Genomic DNA, 21,703 nt, shown 5'->3' on the forward strand with positions numbered 1-21,703 from the left:
CAACACGGGCCCACCGAGCATTCTTCCCGATCAGCCGCGCGGATAAGGCCACGGGTTGAAACGGCAGGTTTTCCCGTCCATCGGCACCACACCGGACGGGTCGAGGGCGGCGATCTCGTTGTTCGCCGTGCCGAAGGTCTGCTGCATCATCACCGGCGCCAGCCCGCCCTCGCTTTCACACGGCTGGTGCGCGTGATAACCGATGGCATGACCCACCTCGTGGTTGACCAGGTACTGCCGGTAGGAACCGATATCCCCGTCGAACGCCGGCGCACCGCGGACCCAGCGCGCCTCCGACAGCACCACCCGCCCCTGGTCGGAGTTGTAGCAGGACGAGTCGATCGGGATCTCGAACCCGCACGCCTCGCGGGTGGTGTTACGGGCGGTGAGCGAGATACGGAAATCCGGGTCGCCGCTGTCTATCCGCTGGAAGGCGAACTTCCGGTCCTGCACCCAGCTCTTCGGATTACCCAGGGTCGATTCGACCATCCGGGCCACCGAATCGTCCCCACCGAACGCCCGGGTATCGACGCCGTTCTCGATCTCCACGGTGTAGCTGAAGGTGTACTGCTCCCCCGCCCCTTCCCGTTCGGATGTCCCCGGCACGACCCGCCAGGTGCCTTTACCGTTCTCGGTGAACTGCCCACCGGCCGGCAGCGCTCCGACGGGCAAATCCTCCGGGAATCGCCCGTCGCCCGGCGGTGCCCCGATGATTCCCGCACTGGCCGGTGGCGTTCCGAGTACGCCGGGCGCCGGATCGGCCGGTTCGGCAATAATTCCCGGCCCGGAGCGGAGGGCATCGACCGCGACTAAAGCGGTGAGGGCCACCAACGCGGGGAGTGCGTAGGCACGCCAGCCGTAGCGGGCAGCAAAACGGCGCAACCATGCCCTTTTCCCACCGGCCGGCCCGGAATCGGCAGGCGGCGGGGTCGCGGTGGGATCCCAGCGTGCGACCAGCGGCTGCCGGGATTCGTCCACCCGCTCGACCGCGGATCCGGCCCCCGGGTTCGTCGCGTCGCCGTCGGCGGCGAGATCTGGGTCGTGGGGGCGGTGCGCGCTGCGCCCGCCGCCGGAAGAGCTGCCCGGTCGGTCGGTCACAGCGTCCACACTCTCACAGGGGGTCGGTGCCGGTGGCAACGGCGGTGGCCGAGGTAGCGGGTTCGCCCACCCGGGTCGGCAACAGCACTGTAAGCGAGTATGGTGCTCAAAAGACCCGGTACACACCCCTTTGCCGGGGAATCGACTGGGAGATCCGAAATATGACCGACCTCGTGGACCGGATGACGTCGCGCTCCTCTTCCCGCACCGCCCCCAAACGTGGCACCCGGCTTCCACGTGACGAACGACGCCAGCAGCTCCTGGCCGCAGCCAGCGAGGTTTTCGTCCTCCGCGGCTATCACGCCGCCGGAATGGACGAGATCTCCCAGTGCGCGGGAGTCAGCAAGCCGGTGCTCTACCAGCACTTCACCAGCAAGCTGGAGCTGTACCTGGCGGTCCTGCAGAACTACGTCGACATGCTGGTGTCGAGTGTGCGCCAAGCGCTGCGCTCCACCACCGACAACAAGCAGCGGGTCCGGGCGGCCGTCGCCGCCTATTTCGATTTCGTCGACAACGAGATGCAGGGGTTCCGCCTCGTCTTCGAGTCCGACCTCACCAACGAACCGCAGGTACAGCGCCGGGTGGAGCAGGCCACCGAAGCGTGCGTCGATGCGGTGTACGACCTGGTGGCCCACGATTCGGGTCTGGATCCCTACCGTGCACGGATCCTCGCCGTGGGCCTGGTGGGTGCCAGCCAGTTCACCGCCCGGTACTGGCTCGAAGCCGATCGGCCGATCCCCAAGGACGAGGCCGTGGACACCACGGTCGCGCTGGCGTGGGGCGGTCTCAAACACGTTCCGCTGCATCCACTGGTCTGATATACAGCCGAAGCCCCCGCCCGGATCGGGCGGGGGCTTCGGCGTGCTACCGGATGCCGACTTCAGACCGCGGCGAAACCCACCCGGCCACCGGTGGCCGCACCGATCTCCACATAGGCGACCTTGCCGGCCTGGATCAGGTACTTCCGGCCCTTCTCGTCGGCCAGCGTGAGGATCCCGCCCGAGGCGCCCAGCGCTTCGGACACCAGTGCCTCGACCTCGTCCGGGGTCTGTGCGCTGGAGATGACGAGCTCGCGCGGGCTATCCGAAATACCGATCTTGACCTCCACGGCCAACCTCCGAACCTGTAGTCCTGTGCTGTCCCGGCAAGGTTAGTTGAGCGTCTCAGCAGGGCGGTAGACGCCCGGCTGCGCCCTCAGCGAACAGCTGTTCCTACAACCCGAGAACCGCCATGCGTTCGGAATGGGCGATCTGCATACGGTCGAAGAGGGTGGCGATGCCGTTGAGATCGCCGGTGGCCGCGAGGACCAGTTCGGTCAACTCGTCGCGCTGGGCCATCACGTACTGGGCCTGGGTGATCGCCTCACCGAGCAGGCGGCGGCCCCACAGGGTGAGCCGGTCGCGTTCCGACCGGCTGGCCGCCACCGCACGGCGGACCTCGTCGATCACGAATTCCGAATGCCCGGTATCGGCCAGCACATCGCGCACCACGGCCGCCACATCGGGGCTCAGCGCACCGGCGATCTCCCGGTAGAAATCCGCGGCGATACCGTCGCCGACATGAAACTTCACCATCGATTCCAGCCAGGTCGAAGGGTCGGTGGAACGGTGGTAATCGTCCAGCGCCCGGGTGAACGGCGCCATGGCCGCGTACACCTCGGCACCGCGTCCGGTGAGCGCGGCCTCGAGACGTTCGAAATGCGCGAGTTCGGCTGCCGCCATCCGGGCCACCGCAACCTTGCCGGGCAGACTCGGCGACAGCGTGGCCTCCTCGGTGAGCCGGTAGAAGGCGGATATCTCACCGTAGGCCAGGACCGCGAACAGATCGGTGACACCGGGGTGTTCGGCGGGAATCGGTGATGCGACCGGCTCGCCAGGCGTAACACCCAGCGCGGCGGGTGACTGTGCTCCCATGGAACTCCAGCGTAGTACCTGCCGGCGCCGGGCGATCACGGTCACGCCGGTGTTGTGAGGAACTTGTCGAGGTAGGTCCACGTGGTGTCACGGGCGGTGGCACCGGCCAGGATCGCCAGGTGCCCGCCGGGTGCCGTCTCGTAGCGCACGGTCTCGGCGCCGGTGAGGGTGCGCAACCCGCGTTGCACCGCACGCGCCGGGGTGATCACGTCCGAGGGCCCACCCACCAGCAGCACCGGCGCGGTGACATCGGCCAACCGGATCGGACCGGTACCGAAATCCACTACCCCGCGGCCGATTTCGTTGCGCAGCACGAGCCGGTTCCACAGCTGCTGATACACCCGGCCCGGGTAGCCCGGCATCTCCGCCATGAACCGGTCGACGGCCTCCATCCGGGCCAGAGATTCGGTGCGGGCCAGATTCCCGGCCACGAACCAAGGCCGCTTGACCTCCCGGTCCCATGCGGTGACGCGGTAGGCAAGCCGGGTCAGGGGCGCCGGAACACCACCCATCGCGCCCAGCGCCGCACCCACCGCGGCGCCGGTGCCGGTACGCCGGGCCAGCGCGGCCAACTGCGGGGTGCCGGGCATCGCGTTGTAGTCCAGCGGTGACCCGATCGCGGTGATGGACCGGATCGGCAACCCGGTATCGGCGGCGGCCGCCAGCAGAGCCATCGTGCCGCCCAGCGACCAGCCGACGAGATCCACCCGCGGATCCTCGCCTGCACTTACCTGGTCGGCGACCGTACGCCGGATCGCCTCGGGAATGATGTCGTGCACCCAGTCCTCGAACCCCATCCGCCGGTCGGCGTAGGAGATCTCGCCGTAGTCGATCACATAGGGCGCCCGGCCGGTCTCGAGCAGGAACTCCGCCACACTCTGCCCCGGCCGCAGATCGAAACAACTGGCCGGTGCGGCCAGCGGCGGCACCAGCAGAACCGGCGGCCGCGCCCGGCCACGACCGGCCACCGGCGCCGGTTCGAAACGCCGCAACTGCCGATGCGGTTCGTCCCACAGCACGGTCGCCGGCGTGGGACGCCGCCCCTCCACGCCGTCACCGAACGTCAGCGCCCATGCATTACGCGCGGCCCGTTCTACGGCCCGCGTCACCTCCCCCTCGGGATCGACCGTGCGCACGGCACGATCGGCCAGGGCAATACCTCGATCAGCGATACTCACAGTGTTATTTTGGCGCGCCTGCGGAGCGCGGGGGGCGAGGGCCTCGCCGGGCTCGGCGCGGGTGGCAGTGATTTCCGCTCCGGCCTGTGCTCGTTTCCGTCGATAACGGTTCGCCGGTTCATGATGCACGCCCCGCGCAGATGTGTTGCGAATCACGATCCACCTCGCCAGCGGGCGTTCGGCGTCACCGGCGAAACGTAACCAACGGCGGTGCCGAGTTCAGCGAGGCCCTGAAAGGTTTTGGCCCGTCCCTGCTGTCAGCGCTCGATGCGATCCGCCGCAGCCGCGAGCATCGAGTGCCGACAGCAGGGACCGAGGGGGCCGAAACCCGCGCCGCCGCAGGTGCCGGAAAAATATACAGCTACAATCGCGAACGGACATCCGAAGAATTTCGGTCGATCCGTTGGAATCGGCAGCGCCGAAAATCGCGCACCGCGGGTGGGCGGAGCGGTAGCGAAGAATTCTACGGGGTCCACGGAAAATGTGCGCGCACCAGATCCGCGTCACCGATGCGCTGCGCCGATGTCCGAGCTTCGCTGTCCGTCATCCGGGCACCTGCCGACATCCGGCGGCGGCCCGGGTGAATATCGCAGGGCGGATCCGTGGTTGTCGTGGGCCGACCGGTCCGCCCCACGCCTCGTGCGCGTGTGGCGCGATAACGAGGGAAGGCACGAACCTGAGCAAGATCACTGTAGAACCGGAACCGGGTCTGGCGGAAACGCTGCTGACAGCCGAGCTGGACGCCGGACATACCGCACCGTCTTTCGCCGAATTGGGGGTGCGCGAAGAAATCGTGCGCGCCCTGAGCGAGATGGGTATCGAACGTACTTTCGCAATCCAGGAACTCACCCTGCCGCTGGCACTGGGCGGCGAGGACCTCATCGGCCAAGCCCGCACAGGGATGGGTAAGACCTTCGGGTTCGGGGTTCCGCTGCTGCATCGGATCAGCACCGTGGAATCCGGAACCACCCCACTGGACGGCACCCCGCGCGCCCTGGTCATCGTGCCGACGCGCGAATTGTGCCTGCAGGTGACCAAGGACCTGGAGAACGCGGCGAAGTACGTCAGCAGCGAACGTGGACCGCTGCGGGTGACCTCCATTTACGGCGGTCGTCCCTACGATTCCCAGATCGCGGCCCTGCGCGAGGGCGTGGATGTCGTCGTCGGAACTCCCGGCCGATTGCTGGACCTCGCGGATCAGCAGCATCTGATTCTCGGAAAAGTGGGCGTCCTGGTGCTGGACGAAGCCGATGAAATGCTCGATCTGGGCTTCCTACCCGATATCGAACGCATTCTCGGCATGGTGCCCGATAAACGTCAGACCATGCTGTTCTCGGCGACCATGCCGGGCCCGATCATCACACTGGCCCGCACTTTCCTCACCCGGCCGACGCATATCCGGGCCGAGGAACCACACGATTCGGCGGTCCACGATCGCACGGCACAATTCGTGTACCGGGCCCATGCGCTGGACAAGGGTGAATTGATCGCCCGGATTCTGCAGGCCGAGAGCCGCGGCGCCACGATGATTTTCACCCGCACCAAGCGGACCGCGCAGAAAGTCGCCGACGAACTGGGCGAACGCGGTTTCGCGGTCGGCGCGGTGCACGGTGATCTGGGGCAGATCGCCCGCGAAAAAGCACTGTCGAAATTCCGTAAGGGCACGATCGATGTGCTGGTCGCCACCGATGTCGCAGCGCGTGGTATCGATATCGACGATGTCACCCATGTCGTCAACTATCAGTGCCCCGAGGACGAGAAAACCTATGTGCACCGCATCGGCCGTACCGGCCGGGCCGGTCGCACCGGTGTGGCGATCACGCTGATCGACTGGGATGAGCTCACCCGCTGGGCGGCGATCGATGCCGCGCTCGGGCTGGGCATCCCGGAACCGGTGGAAACATATTCGCGGTCGCCGCATCTGTTCTCCGAACTGGGCATCCCGGAGGGGGTGACCGGCACGGTCGGCGCGCGGAAACCGGAACGCGATCCGGACGCCGTGGTGGTCGAACGCCCGGAGCGCGCCCCGCGTAAACGCAACCGGAGGCGCACACGCGGCGGCAAAACTCTCGAAAATGGCACGGGCACAGTCGATTCGACAGATGCCGAGGCCACTTCCGAGGCGAGCGCCGGCCCCACCGGCGCGGACGCGGACGCAGACCGGGAACCGAGCCCGGCGCGCCGCAAGCGGCGACGCCGGCGTCCCGCCACCGGCGAGGGTGCCGCGGACGATGCCGACCAGGCCACGGAGCCGACGGACACGAACGCCGGCGACGCCGCCGAGCAGTCCGGTGCCGGCGAGACCGGCGATGCCGAGAAGCCCGCGCGGCGCCGGCGGCGCCGGAAGCCGGCCGACAAGAGTGCCGGCGGCGATACCGGGGCGGCGCAGGATTCGGACGGGCCGGCATCCGCGGACGCCACGCCCAGCATGTCGAACGGCGTATCGGCACCGGAGTGACGCTCAGCAGGACGAAGACTCGGGCCGGCGGTTACCGAACCACCGGCCCGAGTCATTTCGTACGCGGCGCCGGCCGGCCGGGGCCGCGAGCACCGTCCGGGCGTCCGGTCCGCATCCGTTAGGCTCACGTACGTGCTCGCACCTGAGCGGCGAACGCGCGCCGATGTCATCGCCGCTGCCGCGATCGCCGTCGTCGTGCTGATCGCGGCGATCGTGGCGTGGGTGAGCAGTGATGTGGCCGGGACCGAATCGGTGGTCGCCGACAAGCCCGCTCGCCCACCCGCGGCGGCCCGTGAACTTCCCGACCAATTGCGTGAACTGTGGCGGGCGCCCGATACCGCGACCGGCCGGGCGCTCTCTTCCGAGGGGGTGGCGGTCACCGCGGACGGCGGTACGGTGACCGGTCACGATCGGCGGACCGGTGCACAGGTGTGGCGTTATCACCGCGATCTACCGCTGTGCGGAGTCGAAGCGCAGTTCGGCATGGTGATCGCCGTATACCGCAGTGAGCGCGGCTGCAGCGAGACCACCATGCTCTCCGGTGCCGACGGCCGTCGGCGCACCGCCCGCAGCAGCTATATGGACGATCAGGTCCGGCTTTCGGTCGACGGCACCTACGTGGTGGCGCAGGGGCCGCAGCGGCTGGAGGTGTGGCGTTCCGATCTCGTGCGCACCCTCGAGTACGGCTATGTGGATGCCAAGGAGAACTGGAAAACCCAGCCGCGGCACGATTGCGAGCTGCGATCGGCAGCGTCGAGTTCGTCGCGACTGGTGGTGCTGGAACGCTGCCCGGGTGATCCGGCCGACCGGCTCACGGTGCTGGCGCCCGCGCCCAAGGACGACAATGTGCCGGAGGAGTACGGTTCGCGGATCTTGGAGGGTCCCGGTGCCGATTCGCCGGACGCCCGTGTTATCGCTGTCTCCGACAACCGGATCGCGGTCTATCAGCCGGGAGCCGGCGGTCCCGAGGTAGCCGCGCCACGCCTGACGATATTGGACGCCAAGGGTAATCCGCTGGTGGTGCAGGAACTCTCGGCACCTCTCGACGAAACCACTACCACCGTCCGGGCCGGTTCTGCATTCCTCGTATTCACCGGTAACAGCGTGATCGCGCTGCAGGCCAGTACCTTCGAGCCGATGTGGACCGCGGCCGACGCACTCGGCGCCCCCGTACTCATGGCCGACCGGCTGCTGATTCCGGTACCCGGTGCGGTCGCGGCTCTCGATCCCGCCGACGGCACCGAGATCGCCCGGATCCCGGTGGACCGGCCGGATTATCGCGGCGGCCCGATTTCGCTCGGGGTGCTCGGCAACACGGTTCTGGAACATCGCGACGGCGTACTCGTCGCACTGGCCGATCCGGATGCCCCCGAAACCGGCGACGCCGAGGCGGACCGACCGGCAAAACCACTGCGGTGAAACGTTTTTGTCGGTACCCGCAGGCACACTGGCGGGTATGACAGAAGCTGCCCGGCCCACCGGCACAACCCCCTCGGCCGAGACCGCCCGCTACGACGATCCCGGCGCGCCGTGGAACCGGGACAGTGCAGACGATCCGGCGGTCTGGGACACCGACGTGATCCGTGAATTCCGGGCGAACGGAGGACGCGTCGGCGGCGCCTATGCCGATGCGACGCTGCTGCTACTCACCACGACCGGCGCGAAAACCGGTAGGCGGCACGTAGTTCCGCTCACCGCGCTGTATCGCGGCGAAACCCTCTACGTCAGTTCGCTCGTCGATAACGGGGGTCCGGCTTGGTATCACAATGTGCGGGCGGATCCAGCGGTGATCGTGGAATTGGGCGATTACGTCCACCATGCCACGGCCCGGGTCCTCTCCGGTGCCGTCTACGACGAGTTCGCCGCCTGGGTACTAGCGAACAATCCACTGCTCGCCGATTTCCAGACAAGTACCGAGCGCCCCATCCCGCTGGTGATCCTCACCTTGGCCGGTTCCCGCTGACAGAAGTCCGCTGCTCACCCGTTCCTGAGGACCTGTGGCAACGCTACGAATCGGGCGCCCGGCATCATGGTGCCTATGCCCGGCTCCGAGAACGCCCGTGTAGCCCTGCTGCGCCACGGCGAGACCAGCTGGTCGGTACAGCATCGACACACCGGCCGCACCGATCTACCGCTCACCCCGGCCGGTGAAAACCAGGCCACGGCGGCCGGTGCGGTCGTGGCCGGCCTGGGGCTGCGGGACCCGATGGTTCTGGTCAGTCCGCGCGCCCGCGCGCAGCGAACCGCCGAACTGGCAGGGCTGACCGGCACACGAATCGAGCCGGACCTCGCCGAATGGGATTACGGCGATTACGAGGGCCGCACCACCCCGCAGATCCGCACCGGTGATCCCGGCTGGACCATCTGGACCGGCGCGGTACCCGGCGGTGAATCCGCGGCCGAGGTCAGTGCACGAGTCGATCGGGTGCTCGGCGCCGTGACGGCCGCGCTCGGCGAGCGCGACGTGATCCTCGTGGGACACGGGCATTTCTCCCGCGCCCTGATCGCCCGCTGGCTCGGTTTCCCGGTCCGGGAGGGCCGCCGGTTCGCGCTGGCGACGGCCGCAGTCAGTGTCCTGGGCTACGAGCGTGACGAACCCACGCTGTGGGCGCACAATCTGCGGCCGGCCACGGGACCGGATGCCGATGATCGCGGTGTTTCGTAGCCACCACCGACGCCGGCCCGAGCGCACCGTACCGTCGCGGATCCGGCCGCACCTGCCCGTGACGCAACCGAAGGAGATTTCGTGCCCCCTACCACCGACCCGGTGATCCGCCGCGCCGAACCCGGCGACGTACCCGCGGTCGTCGACCTCGTCTACGGCCTGGCCGAATACGAGAAAGCGCGACACGAGTGCACGCTCACCACCGAGCAGCTGCACACCGCGCTGTTCGGCCCGAACCCGGCCGTCTTCGCCCATGTGGCCCTCGTGGACGGCACGGTCGCCGGATGCGCCATCTGGTTCCTGAACTTCTCCACCTGGGACGGCGTTCACGGGATCTACCTCGAGGACCTGTACGTCACTCCGGCGGCGCGCGGTACCGGACTCGGCCGGGCATTGCTGGCTGTTCTCGCGCACGAGGCGCACTCCCACGGCTACAGCCGGGTCAGCTGGTCGGTACTGACCTGGAACACGCCGTCGATCGGCTTCTACGAATCCCTGGGCGCCCAGGTCCAGGACGACTGGGTGGGCTACCGGCTCAGCGGTCCGGCCCTGACCGCGCTGGCCGCGACCACAGGCTCGCGCCGGTAACGGCCCACGCCCGGCGGTACCCGGACCGCAGCGCTCATTCCTCGTCCGTGACCCCGTACTCCTGGGCGGCCCAGCGCGAGGTGGGCGGAGCGAACAGCAGGCCCAGCGCGCCCAGCGCCACCACGCCGAGCAGGGTTCCGTACATCGGCTGCCCCGATCCGAACAGCAACGACCACACCACCGGCAGCAGCAACAGCTGGGTTATCACCGCGATGGCCCGGCCCCAGCGCTGTCCGAGCAGCAAGCCGATACCGGAGGCGAGCACCGCGCCACCGAGGATCCCGAACCACATGGCCGTGCCGTAACCGCTGATCGCGTCCTCTTCGTGCCCCAGCAGCGCCCGCACCACGAGCACCACCGCGACGGTCACCGCGACGGCGCCTTCCAGCGTCACCAGTCCACCGGCGCCACGTACGGTCCCGGGCACACCAACGTCTTTTCGCTCGACCACCCCGCCAGCTTAAGTTGTGTTTTCCCGATGCCCGCGGGCGCATGTTGGGCGGGCTCCCGCCGCTGCGGCCGGACCCGAGGGCACCGGCCGGCCAGGACGGCCGTGCGCAGACCCGCCCTCGACGCGCCCGGCGGTGACGCCGAGTCCGAGGCATTTGGACCCGTGTGCCGCGGTCGGGCCAGAATTACCCCATGCGGACGTTGTTGATCGTCAACCCCAATGCGACCTCTACCACGGTGGCGACCCGTGACCTGCTCGCGCACGCCCTGGAGAGCCGAACGCAGTTGACGGTCGCGCATACCCAGCATCGCGGTCATGCCGCCGAGTTGGCGCAGTGGGCGGCAACCAATGAGATGGATCTCATCGTGGTGCACGGAGGCGACGGGACGGTCAACGAGACGATCAACGGTTTCGTACCGCTGCCGCAGGTCGACGACGGCCAGGCGTGGCGGCCCCGGCTCGGCATCATTCCCGGTGGTTCGGCCAATGTGTTCGCGCGCGCACTGGATATCAAACCCGATCCGGTGGCGGCGACCAATCAATTGATCGACCTTCTCAAAGCCGGTGACGGGGATCGCCGTATCGGTCTCGGCATCACCGATGACCGGTGGTTCTGTTTCAGCGCCGGGGTCGGTCTCGATGCGGAGGTGTGCGCCGCCATCGATTCGGCACGCGCCAAAGGACGATCGGCGACACCGGCGCGCTATGTGCGTACCACCGTGGCGCAGTTCTTCCGCGCGAAACGGGCGCAACCGGAAGTCACTGTGCACGTTCCGGGCCGCGAGCCCGTTTCGGGTGTGCATTACGCATTCGTCACCAACACCAGTCCGTGGACCTATCTGAATGCGACACCGGTATGTACCAATCCCGATACCAGGTTCGAATCCGGTCTCGGTGTGTTCGCCGTGCGAACCATGGCATTACTGCCTACACTTCGGCTGGCGACGCAACTGTTGTCGCCACACTCCGAGCCGAAGTCGCGGAAGCTATTTCGTGACGACGACGTCCCGTCTGTGCGCATATCGAGTGCCGAGCCGATCGGCCTGCAAATCGACGGCGACTTCATCGGCAGGCGCGACGTGGTGGATTTCACCGCTGTGCCGGACGTCCTAGATGTGGTCGCTCCACGGCCGGTATGAACCGGCGCATCCGGGAAGTAAATCCCGTTTGTGCTGCGGAAACCGCCGTAGGCGAGTAAAAAGGACTGCGGCGGGTCTCCTCGTGGGGCCTTCAGTGCGTGAGCTTCCCCACGGTGCGTCGGATACCTATTGACATCTACGGTGTTCGTGAAAGCATTCACAAGCAACCGTGCGGAAACATTCAGTTCGCACAAGTGAACGATCCAGCAACCGATCGGCGCCCTGTGGCGCCCTACAAAGGAGCAGAAGGAATGGACTGGCGCCATAAGGCCATCTGTCGCGATGAGGACCCTGAGCTGTTTTTCCCGGTGGGCAACAGTGGTCCTGCGCTCGCGCAGATTGCCGATGCCAAGCTGGTCTGCGCCCGCTGCCCCGTTACCGCCGAATGCCTGTCCTGGGCTCTGGGTTCCGGGCAGGACGCCGGTGTATGGGGCGGAATGAGCGAAGACGAGCGGCGCGCGCTCAAGCGTCGTAATGCGCGCACCCGCACTCGTACGGCTGTCTGAGAACGCGGGGAAGCGACTACCGGACCATTTCCAGCCCGGCCCGGGGAGTCGCGGAATGCCCGGCACCAGTGAATCTGGTGCCGGGCTGTAGTTTATAAAGGGCCACCGATCGGCAGGGAATCGGCAATTTGCCGGAAAGTCGCCCGATTAATAAGTGGGGTTTCCGACCACGGCCGATCGGCGGTATGCATAATTGAAACCGGCGAGTTTCCGCCGGGTATCAGCGTGCCGCCCTACGCCCCAACGGCACGCGCAGCACCGCGTCCGTCCCGATATCGGTGCCAGGGTGTAACCCGATCGACCCACCCAGTTCCGCCGTCACCAGCGTGCGCACGATCTGCAGTCCCAGACTGTCCGACGATTCCAGGCTGAAATCGGCCGGCAGTCCGCGCCCGTCATCGCTGATGATCACGTCCAGCCAGCGGGCCGAACGCTCCGCGCGAATGGTCACCGTGCCGTTCTGGCCGCCGTCGAAGGCATGCTCGATAGCGTTCTGCACGAGTTCGGTCAGCACCATCACCAGCGGTGTGGCGCGCTCGGCCGAGAAAACTCCCAGCGAACCCGCCCGGCGTACGGTGATCCGGGCGGTGTGCACGGTCGCGACATCGGCCATGATCGGCAGCAACCGGTCCACGACCTCGTCCAGATCGACCTCCTCGTCCACCGACATGGACAGCATCTCGTGCACCGAGGCGATCGAGGTGACCCGGCGCACCGATTCGGTGAGCGCCACGCGCGCTTCGTCGTTCTCGGTGCGCCGCGCCTGCAACCGCAGCAGCGCCGCCACAGTCTGCAGGTTGTTCTTCACCCGGTGATGGATTTCCCGGATGGTGGCGTCCTTACTGAGCAACGCGCGGTCGCGACGTTTGACTTCGGTGACGTCACGCACGAGCACCGCGGCCCCGGCCAGCTCAGCGTGCGGCCGCAGCACGAGGGTGCGCAACAGTACGGTCGCCCCGCGCGCCTCCACCTCCATCCGCCGGCCGGTGCGCCCGGCGAGCGCTGCCTGGATATCGCCCACCACCTCCTGCGCGTCGAACGGGTCGGTGATCAGCGATCGTGTGGTGGTCGCCAGATCCTGCCCTTCCAGATCGGCCTGCAAACCCATGCGGTGATACGCCGACAGGGCGTTCGGGCTTGCGTAGGTGACGATGCCGTCGGTGTCGAGCCGGATGAACCCGTCACCGGCCCGCGGGCTGGAATGGGTGGCGGCACGGTCCTCGGTGGTCGGAAAGGTCCCGTCGGCCATCATCTGGCACAGATCATCGGCGCACGCGACATAGGCGATCTCCAGGCCGCTGCGCACCCGGGAACGCTGCCGGTCGGTATCGCGGCTCAGCACCGCGATCACATCGTCGCCGCACCGTACCGGGATCGCCTCCCGGATGGCCTGCACCGGGTACGGGTGATATACCCCCGTCGCCTCCCCCTCGGTATCCGTGCGCACGATCTCCCCACTGGTCAGAGCGTCGAAAACCTGCGAGTGATCCGCCCGCCGAGCAACCGAGCCCACCAAGTCCCCCAGGTGAACGGTCGGCGCGGTGGTGGGCCGGCACTGCGCGACACACACGACATCGGCACCATCCCGAATCGGCCCCGCTCCGACCCACAGCAGCAGATCGGCGAACGATAGATCGGCGAGCAATTGCCAGTCCCCGACGACGCGCTGCAGATGATCCACCGCCACCCCGGGGAGATCAGTGTGTTCGGCCAGCAGATCGCTCAGTGTGGACATGAGCTAATTCTGGCGTGCCCTCCGTATACGGCGTTGCGGCCCCCGCTGATCTGCCCCTTCGAGAGACCATGCGGCGGTGGACCATCGTTCGATCGGGACCGCCGCCCGGTTTGTGATCGGACACGGCCCTGCCGGTTCCGCCCGCCCATCGACTCGACAACGGCCTCGGCAAGGCGCACTCCGGCCGGTTGCGCCGCGACAGTCGCCGCCACCGATGCCTCGACCAAACATGCGTACACGTAATATTGCGTGTACGCATGTTTTTGATTAAGTTCGTCGCGAGACCAGATCAACGAAACGGAGCGTGCGAATGCGCGGCAAAGGAATGACATACGACACCGGGCTCGTCCGGAACGGCCGAATATCGCGCCCGGACTTCGACCCGGCGGTGGTCGAGCGTGAACTCGCGATCATCCGCGACGACCTGCACTGCAACGCCGTCCAGATCATCGGTGGCGACCCCGACAGGCTCGAACTCGCAGGCCGCTGCGCCGCCGAACTGGGGCTCGAGGTCTGGTTCTCGCCCTACCCGTTGGAACTGCCCCGCGACGAGATATCGACACTGTTCACCGACTGCGCACAGCGCGCGGAGGGGCTGCGCCGGACCGGCGCCGAGGTGGTATTCGTCGCCGGAGTCGAGTTGAGCATCATGAACCGTGGCTTCGTCCCCGGCGACAGTGTCGAGCAACGGCTGGACCTGCTGTTGCGCGATCCGGACCGCCACGCCGAACGATTCGCCGAGGTGAGCGCCCGGCTCGACGATTTCTTCGGTAGTGCACTGCCGGCGATCCGCGAACACTTCCACGGCAAGGTCACCTACGCCTGCATACCGTTCGAGCGCATCGACTGGACGCCGTTCGACTTTCTCGCCATCGAACTCATTCGCTCCGCCGAGGTGGCCGACCAGTTCCGGGCGGGTGTACACAGCCTCGTGGCGCAGGGGAAACCCGTGGCCATCACCGGCTTCGGTACAGCCACCTGGCGCGGCGCCGGTGCTGTGGCGCCACGAAGTATGGAGATCGTCGAATACGACGCGCACGGCGAGCCACTGCGCCTCACCGGGGAATACGAACGAGACGAAGCGGGCCAAGCCGCTTATTTGCGCGAGCTGTTGGAGATCTTCGATTCGGAAGGCGTCGACAGCACCTTCGTCTTCCTCTTCGCGCTGTACAACTACCCCCACCGCACGACCGGCGACCCACGCGACGACCTCGACCTCGCCGGTCTGGGCATAGTCAAGGTCCTACCGGACGGCCGCGGCGATACCTACCCGGATATGCCCTGGGAACCCAAGGCGGCCTTTACCGCGGTCGCCGAGCACTACCGCCGCACATAGTCTCGGCACCGGGTGCCGGACGGCAATATCAGTGCGGTGGTCCCGCACTCGGCAGCGAAGACCACCCTGCCGCGACCGAGCGCGACGGGCGCAGGAATCAATCGATCACGGCGATGAGGTCACCCGCTTGGAGGACTTGGCCGGGTTCGACGGCTACGGCGGACACCGAACCGCCGGCCTCGGCGAGCACCGGGATCTCCATCTTCATGGATTCCAGCAGCACCAGGGTCTGGTCCGTGGCGACCTGGTCGCCCACCGCAACCTCGACGGTGAGCACTGTGGAGACCATTTCCGCCCGCACTTCTTCGGCCATGACACCTCGTTCGTCTGCTTCGTTGCGGTATCGGGTGACGCGACCCGATGTACCGCCGTCGGTACAGCCAATCACACGTGAAACAATGGCCGAGATCGATATCTACTCCCCGCAGTCGCGGGAAACGTCCCCAGGAGGGAGCTACCCATGGGTAAGCGTGGCCGCAAGAAGCGCAGCCGTAAGGGCAACGCCGCCAATCACGGCAAACGTCCCAACGCCTGAGCCGCCGGCGCAGGCACGGAAACAGACAACCCGCACTCCTGAGGAGTGCGGGTTGTGTTCATCGGGGGCACTTTCGGCGGCGGTGCCGCGCGTTCCGCCCGCATCGGTACCGCGTATCGGTCGAGTCCGGCGCGGCGGCCGCTACTCGGCGGTGCTGTCCTCGGTGGTGAGCGTCACCGAGCGGCTGCGGATCTCCACCATGAGGCGTTCCCTGAGGGAATCCGGGGCCTTGTCGCCGCCGCATTTGCGGCTGAGCAGGCTCTTGATCTTCTCTTCGATGCCGTAGGCCTCGATACAAGGCGAGCAGTGGTCCATATGGTGCTGCAACCGTTCGCGGGTGCGGTCGTCGCACTCGCCGTCGAGCATCAGCCAGACATCTGCCAGTACCGCCGTGCAGTCGAGCTCCATATCGGGATCGTGCTCGGTGCTCACTGCTTGACCTCCTGGCGCACCTCTGTGGACTCGGCGCTGCGGTTGAACCCTCGTTCGCGCGCGACGTCGCCGAGTAGACCCTTCAGCTGTTTCCGGCCGCGGTGCAGCCGGGACATCACCGTACCGATAGGTGTGCCCATGATGTCGGCGATTTCCTTGTACGGGAAACCTTCGACATCGGCGTAGTACACCGCCATCCGGAATTCCTCCGGCAACTGGATGAGGGCGGCCTTGATGTCGTCGTCCGGGAGTGCGTCGAGGGCCTCGACCTCCGCCGAGCGCAGACCGGTCGAACTGTGCTCGGCGGTGGCCGCGAGCTGCCAATCGGTGATCTCTTCCGTCGGATACTGCGCGGGCTGGCGCTGTTTCTTCCGGTACGAGTTGATGTAGGTGTTGGTGAGGATCCGGTACAGCCAGGCCCGCAGGTTGGTGCCTTCTTTGAAGGATTTGAAACCGGCATAGGCCTTGACATAGGTCTCCTGGACCAAGTCCTCGGCATCGGCGGGGTTACGCGTCATCCGCAGCGCGGCGCCGTAGAGCTGGTCCAGCATGGGTAGCGCGTCCCGCTCGAACCGCCGGTCCAGTTCGGCGCCGGTTTCCGGCTGTTCGGCAGGCCGCTCGTCGGCGCCGGTTCCGGTCGCCACGTCGTCCTCGCTCGTCACACGTGTCCCTTCGATAGGTTCACCAGCCAAATCTACCGGGAGTGTGAAGTCGGAGAAGAACCGCGTGTGCGCCAGGGCCGGATCCGCGGTGATCGGGCGTTGTTCGGTCAGAACGGGCACCGTCGCTCCTTCGCTGTACGTGGGGTCGGGCATCGGTGGCCGGGGAACGGCCCGCCCGATGCGCTTTATCTGCCGCGTACAACCCGCACCGGTCGCGAAGTGTTCCCGGGTTAAGGTGCTGTCCATGGCAGCAGGCGCCACACCGGCGATCCGCGCACTGCTCGCGGACGCGGCGGTGCATACCGTGCACAGTTACGACCACGACCCGCGGAGCGAATCCTTCGGCACCGAGGCGGTCGGTGTGCTGCGCGCGCGGCTCGGGGTAGCGGACCGGCGGATCTTCAAGACACTGATTCTGGAGTTGTCCACCGGATCGCTGGCTGTGGCGGTAATTCCGGTCCCCGAAACGTTGTCGTTGAAAGCGGCGGCCGCTGCGCTCGGGGCTCCGAAGGCGACGATGGCGGACCGGGCGAAGGCCGAACGCGCCACAGGCTATGTGCTCGGCGGGATCTCGCCGCTGGGGCAGCGCCGGCGCCACCCGACCGTGGTCGATGCTTCGGCGTCGCACTGGGAGACCGTGTTCTGCAGCGCGGGTAGACGCGGAGTGGAGATCGAAGTCGCTCCCGCGGATCTGATCCGGTTGGCCGGCGCGGTCACCGCACCGGTCACTGCCTGAACGCTCGAGGCCGGAAAATGGTGCCGTTGCCGGGCCGGATACGCCCGCCGGCAGGCCGGGCCGCGACCGGACAGTCCGGATGCGTGCGTAGTCCGGCAGGCCTGGTCTCGGCCACGATGCAGCAGGTCAACCGAGCAGGACGCCACAACCGAACCGATCACTCACCGGCGGGACGCGAGCCGCCGGCGCTGTGATCCGCGACATGTCCGTTCGACTGTTTGCTGCCCCGTAGCAGGGCGGCCGCCCTCGGGTGCCGATTCGCAGTTTTCCCCCGATTCGCGCGCAGTGCCGATCGACTGACAGGATCGGCAGCGCAGTGCGGTCGAGGCGGGGTGCGTTCACCAGGTGGATCGCCGACCTGCCCTTCGAACGAAGATACGTGGTTGAAAGGAACACCGGGATTGACGACGGACGCGCGAGCTGAACTGGAGAAGTTCCTCCTGGGAGATTGGTTCGCCTGTCTGGCGGGCCGTTCCGCCTGGCGTCGAGGCGGTATCACGCACCGCCACTACGACGTGATGGGTGGCAAGGATTCGGCCCGGCTGATGGCACTCGATCTTGCCGAATACGTCGGCGCCGCGGACTGGAACCCGCGGAAGTTCACCAGCTTCATCGCCACCTTCGAGCAGCCCCGCGGGGTGGACGAGTTACGGTTCGAGGAGTTGCTGTGGCAGCACCTGCAACTGCTGCACGAGGCGGAAGCGGACAGCTACGCGTGGGCGCCCGGGTATTCGTCCGATCCGCAGTCCGGCGAGTTCGGATACAGCGTGGGGGGCCACCCGTTCTTTGTTATCGGGCTGCACGAGACGCATCGACGGCTGGGCCGCCGGCCCCCGTTTCCGATGCTGGCATTCAATTCCCATGAACAGTTCGGGCTGATCAAAGCGGCCGGTATGTGGGACCGCCTGGCGGAGAAGATCCGCAAACAGGACATCACGCTGCAGGGCGATATCAATCCCAACCTGCTCGAGTACGAACAGCTCTCCGAAGCGCGCCGTTACTCCGGCCGCCCCAAACCCGCCGACTGGCAGTGCCCGTTCGCCGCCCGCCCGGCGACGGAGGATCGCGAACTGGCCGGTATCCCGGGGATCTGATCCGCGGCGACAGATCCACCGGCTTCGGGGCAGCGCGGGGCCATCGCCTGCGCGGTGTCGGGCACCGTCCGGTTGCGCCACGCGGCCTCGCGAACGCGGCCGCCCCCGGTACAGGGCAACTCACCCGCGCGCCGTGCGGGAATGCGCTGGTAGCGCGCCCTGGTATGCGTTACTTGTGGGCGAGGAGTTGGACCGACCCGAGGATGTGATGCGATATGTCCCCGCGCAAACCCCTGCGCACCGTGCTCGTCGCCGTATCCGCGGCCGCGGCGCTGACCGTTGCGCCCGCCCTGCTGACGACCTCGCTCACGGCACCGGCCGCGTATGCGGCGCCGAGCGAGTACCCGCTCGGCGGTGAGGAGGGTTCCACCAAGGATGGCGGATCGGAGAACGGGCCGGCCGAACGCGCAGAAAAGGCGGGCGGTGGGATTCTCTCCGAAACCATCGATCTCAGCGCCGACCTGCTCAAATGCGGTCTGAGTATCGCGACCCCGGCGGTCAGCTGCCCGCTGGGTAGCTGACCGTGCGGATGCTTCCGGGGCGCGGTTCGCCTGCCCCGGAAGCATCCGGTTTCACAGCAACGTCGGCTGTTCGGCGGCACCGTCGGCCGGAGCCAGTAGTTCCGGGCCGTTGTTCTTCACACTGTTCACCAGGGGTGGCACCGGGCGCGCCGTGATCTGGGCGACCAGTTCTTCGCCGGGGGCTTCCAGGAGTTCGGTGGGGGCGGGGTGGTCGGGGTCCAGCCAGGCATCCCAATGCGCTTGCGGCATGGGGAGCGGCATGCGGTCGTGGATACGCGTGAGATCCCCGATCGCGTCGGTGGTGAGTATGGTGCACGACAGCAGCGGCCGGGGATCGTCGAGGGAGCGATCCCGCCAGACCGACCACAGACCCGCCATGTAGAGGCGCGAACCGTCGGCCCGCGACATGAAGTACGGGTGTTTGATCACCTTCGGTTTCTTACCGCGCCCCGGGCCGGCCGGGTCGGGTTCGACCAGCCATTCGTACCAGCCGTCCATGGGGACCAGGCAGCGGCGGTATTTCACCGCGTCCCGGAACGACGGCAGGCTCGCTGCCTTATCGGCACGGGCATTGAACAGGGGCTTTCCTTTGACGGGTACGCCCGGTTCAGCGGCTTTGGTCCAGTGCGGGATAAGCCCCCAGCGCATCCGGCGGATGCGGCGGTGTAGATCGTCGCCGCGGTCGTCGTGACCGTGCCGGTCGACCACGGTGAGGACTTGCGTGGTGGGGGCGACGTTGTAGTTCGCCCACTGCCGCCGGTCCTGGTCGGCAGCGGATTCGCCCGCGCCCGATTCAGCGGTGCTCGCCGCCCGGATATCCGCCGGGGCGGGTCCGGTTTCGTCGATGGCGTCCAGCTCCGCGGCCAGGCGCCCGGGGTTCGTAGTCGTCGCATAGCGTCCGCACATACTCCGATCGTCGCACTGAATGCCGACAGATCGAGACAATTGCGACCCGGAGGACGACAATGGGGCTAGTACTGGATGACGTGTTGAGAGTTATGTCTTAGCATTCTCTCAACGGGGACGTGGCGGTCACAGGCTGCACCGTCCGCGCGCGCAGCTACCGCCCTACTTCCCGCAGAGGAGACCCTGTGACAACCACAGAAAAAGCCGCCGAGAAAGAATCGGTGCTCACCTCGGTCGATCCGGCCACCGGCGCGACGCTGGCCACGTATCCGATCGCGGATGACGTGGCGGTCGCCGATGCCGTCGCCAAGGCCCGCGCGGCCACCGGCGTCTGGGCCGATCTCGGATTCGACGGCCGCAAGAAGGCGCTGTTGCGCTGGTCCAGCCGGCTGGTCGCCAAATCCGACGAGTTCTGTGCCCTCATCCATGCCGAGAACGGCAAACCGGTCGACGACGCCTTCCTGGAACTCATGCTGGCGCTCGAGCACATCTCCTGGGCGGCCAAACACGCCAAGAAGACGCTGTCACCGCAGAAGGTCTCCTCGGGCCCGATGATGGCCAATTTCGCCGCCCGGATCGAATACCGGCCGCTGGGCGTCGTCGGTGTGATCGGCCCGTGGAATTATCCCGTGTACACCCCGAACGGGTCCATCGCCTATGCCCTCGCAGCGGGTAATACCGTGGTGTTCAAGCCGTCCGAATTCTCCACGGGTATAGGTAATTTCGTAGCCGAGACCTTTTCCGAGGCCAACCCGGAACTGCCCGAGGGCGTATTCGTCGCGATCAACGGTTTCGGGGCCACCGGCGCCGCGCTGGTGAAATCGGGTGTCGACAAGGTCGCGTTCACCGGTTCGGCCGCCACCGGCCGCAAGATCATGGCCTCGGCCGCCGAGAACCTCACCCCGGTGCTGCTCGAATGCGGCGGTAAAGACCCGGTCATCGTCGCCGCCGACGCCGATGTGAAGGCCGCCGCCGATGCCGTGGCCTGGGGCGCCACCTCCAACAGCGGCCAGACCTGCGCGGGCGTGGAACGCGTCTACGTGGACAAATCGGTGAAGGAGCAGTTCCTCACCGAACTGACCCGCATTCTGAAAGACGTCAAGCCCGGCTCCGAAGACGGTGCCGCCTACGGCCCGATGACGATGCCGAGCCAGATCGATATCGTCAAGCGGCATATCGAGGCGGCGCTGGCCAGCGGCGGCAAGGCACTGCTGGGTGGCCCGGAATCGGTGAAGGGCCCGTTCATCGAACCGGTCGTACTGGTCGACGTGGACGAGAACTCCGCCGCGGTCAAGGAGGAAACCTTCGGGCCGACCGTCACCGTCACCACGGTGGAGAATATCGACCAGGCGATCGAGCTGGCGAACAACACCACCTTCGGCCTGGCCTCAGCCGTGTACTCCAAGAACAACGGCCTGGAGATCGCCCGTCGCCTGAAAGTCGGTGCGACCTCGGTGAACTCGGTACTCGGGTTCGCCGCAATCCCCGGCCTGCCCTTCGGCGGCAGCGCCGACTCCGGTATCGGCCGCATCCACGGCGAGCCGGGCCTGCGCGAGTTCGTCCGGCCGCATTCGATCGCGGTCCAGCGCTTCGCGATCCCGGGTATGGCGCTGATGAGCTACAGCCGCACCCAGGCGAATATGAAGATGCTGCGCAAGATGGTGCCGCTACTGCACGGCCGCAACAAGTGATAGCCCCGCCCGGATGAACACACCGCCGGTGGTGCCCGGCGACACACTCGGGAGCACCA

Annotated in this window: 24 protein-coding genes; 14 read left to right on the forward strand and 10 right to left on the reverse strand. The window is 67.0% G+C overall.

The window, feature by feature from the left end:
• Positions 1–30 precede the first annotated feature (30 nt).
• The gene (locus tag NS6_RS30020; protein ID WP_174552648.1) at positions 31–1,098 is read right to left on the reverse strand and encodes a DUF3152 domain-containing protein; all 1,068 of its coding nucleotides are present in this window, start codon (positions 1,096–1,098) and stop codon (positions 31–33) included.
• A gap of 161 nt (positions 1,099–1,259) precedes the next feature.
• Between NS6_RS30020 and fasR the strand changes: the two genes are divergently transcribed.
• Positions 1,260–1,916: an HTH-type transcriptional activator FasR gene (gene fasR, locus NS6_RS30025; RefSeq protein WP_068049008.1), complete on the forward strand. Its 657-nt coding sequence runs from the start codon at positions 1,260–1,262 to the stop codon at positions 1,914–1,916.
• A gap of 62 nt (positions 1,917–1,978) precedes the next feature.
• Here the strand turns inward: fasR and NS6_RS30030 are convergent, their stop codons facing one another.
• The 3 genes from NS6_RS30030 to NS6_RS30040 form a co-directional block, all read right to left on the reverse strand.
• A complete protein-coding gene (locus tag NS6_RS30030) occupies positions 1,979–2,206 on the reverse strand; it encodes a DUF3107 domain-containing protein (RefSeq protein WP_068049011.1) in 228 nt (75 codons plus the stop codon).
• 103 nt (positions 2,207–2,309) lie between these two features.
• On the reverse strand, positions 2,310–3,011 hold the full coding sequence (locus NS6_RS30035; RefSeq protein WP_068049134.1) for a ferritin-like fold-containing protein: 702 nt from the start codon (positions 3,009–3,011) through the stop codon (positions 2,310–2,312).
• A gap of 41 nt (positions 3,012–3,052) precedes the next feature.
• Positions 3,053–4,189, reverse strand: coding sequence for an alpha/beta fold hydrolase (locus NS6_RS30040; RefSeq protein ID WP_371859381.1), 1,137 nt, complete (start codon positions 4,187–4,189; stop codon positions 3,053–3,055).
• A 655-nt stretch (positions 4,190–4,844) separates the two neighbouring features.
• On the opposite strand from NS6_RS30040, the gene NS6_RS30050 reads away from it, so the two are divergent.
• From NS6_RS30050 to NS6_RS30070, 5 genes are all read left to right on the forward strand, one after another.
• A complete protein-coding gene (locus tag NS6_RS30050; RefSeq protein WP_068049140.1) occupies positions 4,845–6,647 on the forward strand; it encodes a DEAD/DEAH box helicase in 1,803 nt (600 codons plus the stop codon).
• 132 nt (positions 6,648–6,779) lie between these two features.
• On the forward strand, positions 6,780–8,066 hold the full coding sequence (locus NS6_RS30055; RefSeq protein ID WP_068049017.1) for an Rv3212 family protein: 1,287 nt from the start codon (positions 6,780–6,782) through the stop codon (positions 8,064–8,066).
• A gap of 37 nt (positions 8,067–8,103) precedes the next feature.
• Positions 8,104–8,610 (forward strand): nitroreductase/quinone reductase family protein, encoded by a 507-nt coding sequence (locus NS6_RS30060; RefSeq protein WP_068049020.1) that lies wholly within the window; start codon positions 8,104–8,106, stop codon positions 8,608–8,610.
• A 75-nt stretch (positions 8,611–8,685) separates the two neighbouring features.
• Entirely contained in the window at positions 8,686–9,312 is a 627-nt protein-coding gene (locus NS6_RS30065) for an acid phosphatase (protein ID WP_068049023.1), read from the forward strand.
• A gap of 102 nt (positions 9,313–9,414) precedes the next feature.
• Positions 9,415–9,900, forward strand: a complete 486-nt coding sequence (locus NS6_RS30070; RefSeq protein WP_068049026.1) for a GNAT family N-acetyltransferase — start codon at positions 9,415–9,417, stop codon at positions 9,898–9,900.
• Between the two features lie 34 nt (positions 9,901–9,934).
• Here NS6_RS30070 and NS6_RS30075 read toward each other — a convergent pair whose 3' ends face one another.
• Positions 9,935–10,327 carry a hypothetical protein gene (locus tag NS6_RS30075; RefSeq protein WP_174552649.1) on the reverse strand — a complete coding sequence of 131 codons (393 nt, stop codon included), beginning with the start codon at positions 10,325–10,327 and terminating at the stop codon, positions 9,935–9,937.
• A 215-nt stretch (positions 10,328–10,542) separates the two neighbouring features.
• Here NS6_RS30075 and NS6_RS30080 point away from each other — a divergent pair, with 215 nt between their 5' ends.
• A complete protein-coding gene (locus NS6_RS30080) occupies positions 10,543–11,490 on the forward strand; it encodes a diacylglycerol/lipid kinase family protein (RefSeq protein ID WP_068049032.1) in 948 nt (315 codons plus the stop codon).
• Positions 11,491–11,741: 251 nt separating this feature from the next.
• The gene (locus tag NS6_RS30085; protein WP_033243220.1) at positions 11,742–11,996 is read left to right on the forward strand and encodes a WhiB family transcriptional regulator; all 255 of its coding nucleotides are present in this window, start codon (positions 11,742–11,744) and stop codon (positions 11,994–11,996) included.
• A gap of 220 nt (positions 11,997–12,216) precedes the next feature.
• Here the strand turns inward: NS6_RS30085 and NS6_RS30090 are convergent, their stop codons facing one another.
• Positions 12,217–13,731, reverse strand: a complete 1,515-nt coding sequence (locus tag NS6_RS30090) for a sensor histidine kinase (RefSeq protein ID WP_068049035.1) — start codon at positions 13,729–13,731, stop codon at positions 12,217–12,219.
• Between the two features lie 310 nt (positions 13,732–14,041).
• Here NS6_RS30090 and NS6_RS30095 point away from each other — a divergent pair, with 310 nt between their 5' ends.
• Entirely contained in the window at positions 14,042–15,067 is a 1,026-nt protein-coding gene (locus tag NS6_RS30095) for a glycoside hydrolase family 113 protein (protein ID WP_068049038.1), read from the forward strand.
• A gap of 97 nt (positions 15,068–15,164) precedes the next feature.
• Here the strand turns inward: NS6_RS30095 and NS6_RS30100 are convergent, their stop codons facing one another.
• Entirely contained in the window at positions 15,165–15,380 is a 216-nt protein-coding gene (locus NS6_RS30100; protein ID WP_068049143.1) for a biotin/lipoyl-binding carrier protein, read from the reverse strand.
• Positions 15,381–15,527: 147 nt separating this feature from the next.
• Between NS6_RS30100 and NS6_RS36525 the strand changes: the two genes are divergently transcribed.
• Positions 15,528–15,602, forward strand: a complete 75-nt coding sequence (locus NS6_RS36525) for a 50S ribosomal protein bL37 (protein ID WP_022597109.1) — start codon at positions 15,528–15,530, stop codon at positions 15,600–15,602.
• A gap of 141 nt (positions 15,603–15,743) precedes the next feature.
• Here the strand turns inward: NS6_RS36525 and rsrA are convergent, their stop codons facing one another.
• Together rsrA and NS6_RS30110 are read right to left on the reverse strand one after the other, a co-directional pair.
• A complete protein-coding gene (gene rsrA, locus NS6_RS30105) occupies positions 15,744–16,010 on the reverse strand; it encodes a mycothiol system anti-sigma-R factor (RefSeq protein ID WP_068049149.1) in 267 nt (88 codons plus the stop codon).
• A gap of 20 nt (positions 16,011–16,030) precedes the next feature.
• The gene (locus tag NS6_RS30110; protein ID WP_068049146.1) at positions 16,031–16,678 is read right to left on the reverse strand and encodes a sigma-70 family RNA polymerase sigma factor; all 648 of its coding nucleotides are present in this window, start codon (positions 16,676–16,678) and stop codon (positions 16,031–16,033) included.
• A 262-nt stretch (positions 16,679–16,940) separates the two neighbouring features.
• Between NS6_RS30110 and NS6_RS30115 the strand changes: the two genes are divergently transcribed.
• The 3 genes from NS6_RS30115 to NS6_RS30125 all read left to right on the forward strand — a co-directional run bounded on the left by NS6_RS30115 (position 16,941) and on the right by NS6_RS30125 (position 19,047).
• A complete protein-coding gene (locus NS6_RS30115) occupies positions 16,941–17,432 on the forward strand; it encodes an aminoacyl-tRNA deacylase (protein WP_068049041.1) in 492 nt (163 codons plus the stop codon).
• Positions 17,433–17,833: 401 nt separating this feature from the next.
• Entirely contained in the window at positions 17,834–18,526 is a 693-nt protein-coding gene (gene gntA / locus NS6_RS30120; RefSeq protein WP_068049044.1) for a guanitoxin biosynthesis heme-dependent pre-guanitoxin N-hydroxylase GntA, read from the forward strand.
• Positions 18,527–18,741: 215 nt separating this feature from the next.
• Positions 18,742–19,047 (forward strand): hypothetical protein, encoded by a 306-nt coding sequence (locus NS6_RS30125; RefSeq protein WP_068049047.1) that lies wholly within the window; start codon positions 18,742–18,744, stop codon positions 19,045–19,047.
• Positions 19,048–19,098: 51 nt separating this feature from the next.
• Here NS6_RS30125 and NS6_RS30130 read toward each other — a convergent pair whose 3' ends face one another.
• Positions 19,099–19,953: an SOS response-associated peptidase gene (locus NS6_RS30130; RefSeq protein ID WP_068049050.1), complete on the reverse strand. Its 855-nt coding sequence runs from the start codon at positions 19,951–19,953 to the stop codon at positions 19,099–19,101.
• 185 nt (positions 19,954–20,138) lie between these two features.
• On the opposite strand from NS6_RS30130, the gene NS6_RS30135 reads away from it, so the two are divergent.
• Positions 20,139–21,644 carry an aldehyde dehydrogenase family protein gene (locus NS6_RS30135; protein ID WP_068049053.1) on the forward strand — a complete coding sequence of 502 codons (1,506 nt, stop codon included), beginning with the start codon at positions 20,139–20,141 and terminating at the stop codon, positions 21,642–21,644.
• The last annotated feature ends 59 nt before the right edge of the window (positions 21,645–21,703 follow it).

It is taken from the genome of Nocardia speluncae NBRC 108251, from assembly GCF_001613245.1.
In the GTDB taxonomy this organism is placed as follows: domain Bacteria; phylum Actinomycetota; class Actinomycetes; order Mycobacteriales; family Mycobacteriaceae; genus Nocardia; species Nocardia speluncae.

Coding starts and splice junctions, on each gene's coding strand:
- fasR (WP_068049008.1), top strand. CDS start 1,260: ATGACCGACCTCGTGGACCGGATGACGTCGCGCTCCTCTTCCCGCACC.
- NS6_RS30100 (WP_068049143.1), bottom strand. CDS start 15,380: ATGGCCGAAGAAGTGCGGGCGGAAATGGTCTCCACAGTGCTCACCGTC.
- NS6_RS30060 (WP_068049020.1), top strand. CDS start 8,104: ATGACAGAAGCTGCCCGGCCCACCGGCACAACCCCCTCGGCCGAGACC.
- NS6_RS30090 (WP_068049035.1), bottom strand. CDS start 13,731: ATGTCCACACTGAGCGATCTGCTGGCCGAACACACTGATCTCCCCGGG.
- NS6_RS30065 (WP_068049023.1), top strand. CDS start 8,686: ATGCCCGGCTCCGAGAACGCCCGTGTAGCCCTGCTGCGCCACGGCGAG.
- NS6_RS30095 (WP_068049038.1), top strand. CDS start 14,042: ATGCGCGGCAAAGGAATGACATACGACACCGGGCTCGTCCGGAACGGC.
- NS6_RS30085 (WP_033243220.1), top strand. CDS start 11,742: ATGGACTGGCGCCATAAGGCCATCTGTCGCGATGAGGACCCTGAGCTG.
- rsrA (WP_068049149.1), bottom strand. CDS start 16,010: ATGGAGCTCGACTGCACGGCGGTACTGGCAGATGTCTGGCTGATGCTC.
- NS6_RS30130 (WP_068049050.1), bottom strand. CDS start 19,953: ATGTGCGGACGCTATGCGACGACTACGAACCCCGGGCGCCTGGCCGCG.
- NS6_RS30035 (WP_068049134.1), bottom strand. CDS start 3,011: ATGGGAGCACAGTCACCCGCCGCGCTGGGTGTTACGCCTGGCGAGCCG.
- NS6_RS30125 (WP_068049047.1), top strand. CDS start 18,742: ATGTCCCCGCGCAAACCCCTGCGCACCGTGCTCGTCGCCGTATCCGCG.
- NS6_RS30080 (WP_068049032.1), top strand. CDS start 10,543: ATGCGGACGTTGTTGATCGTCAACCCCAATGCGACCTCTACCACGGTG.
- NS6_RS30115 (WP_068049041.1), top strand. CDS start 16,941: ATGGCAGCAGGCGCCACACCGGCGATCCGCGCACTGCTCGCGGACGCG.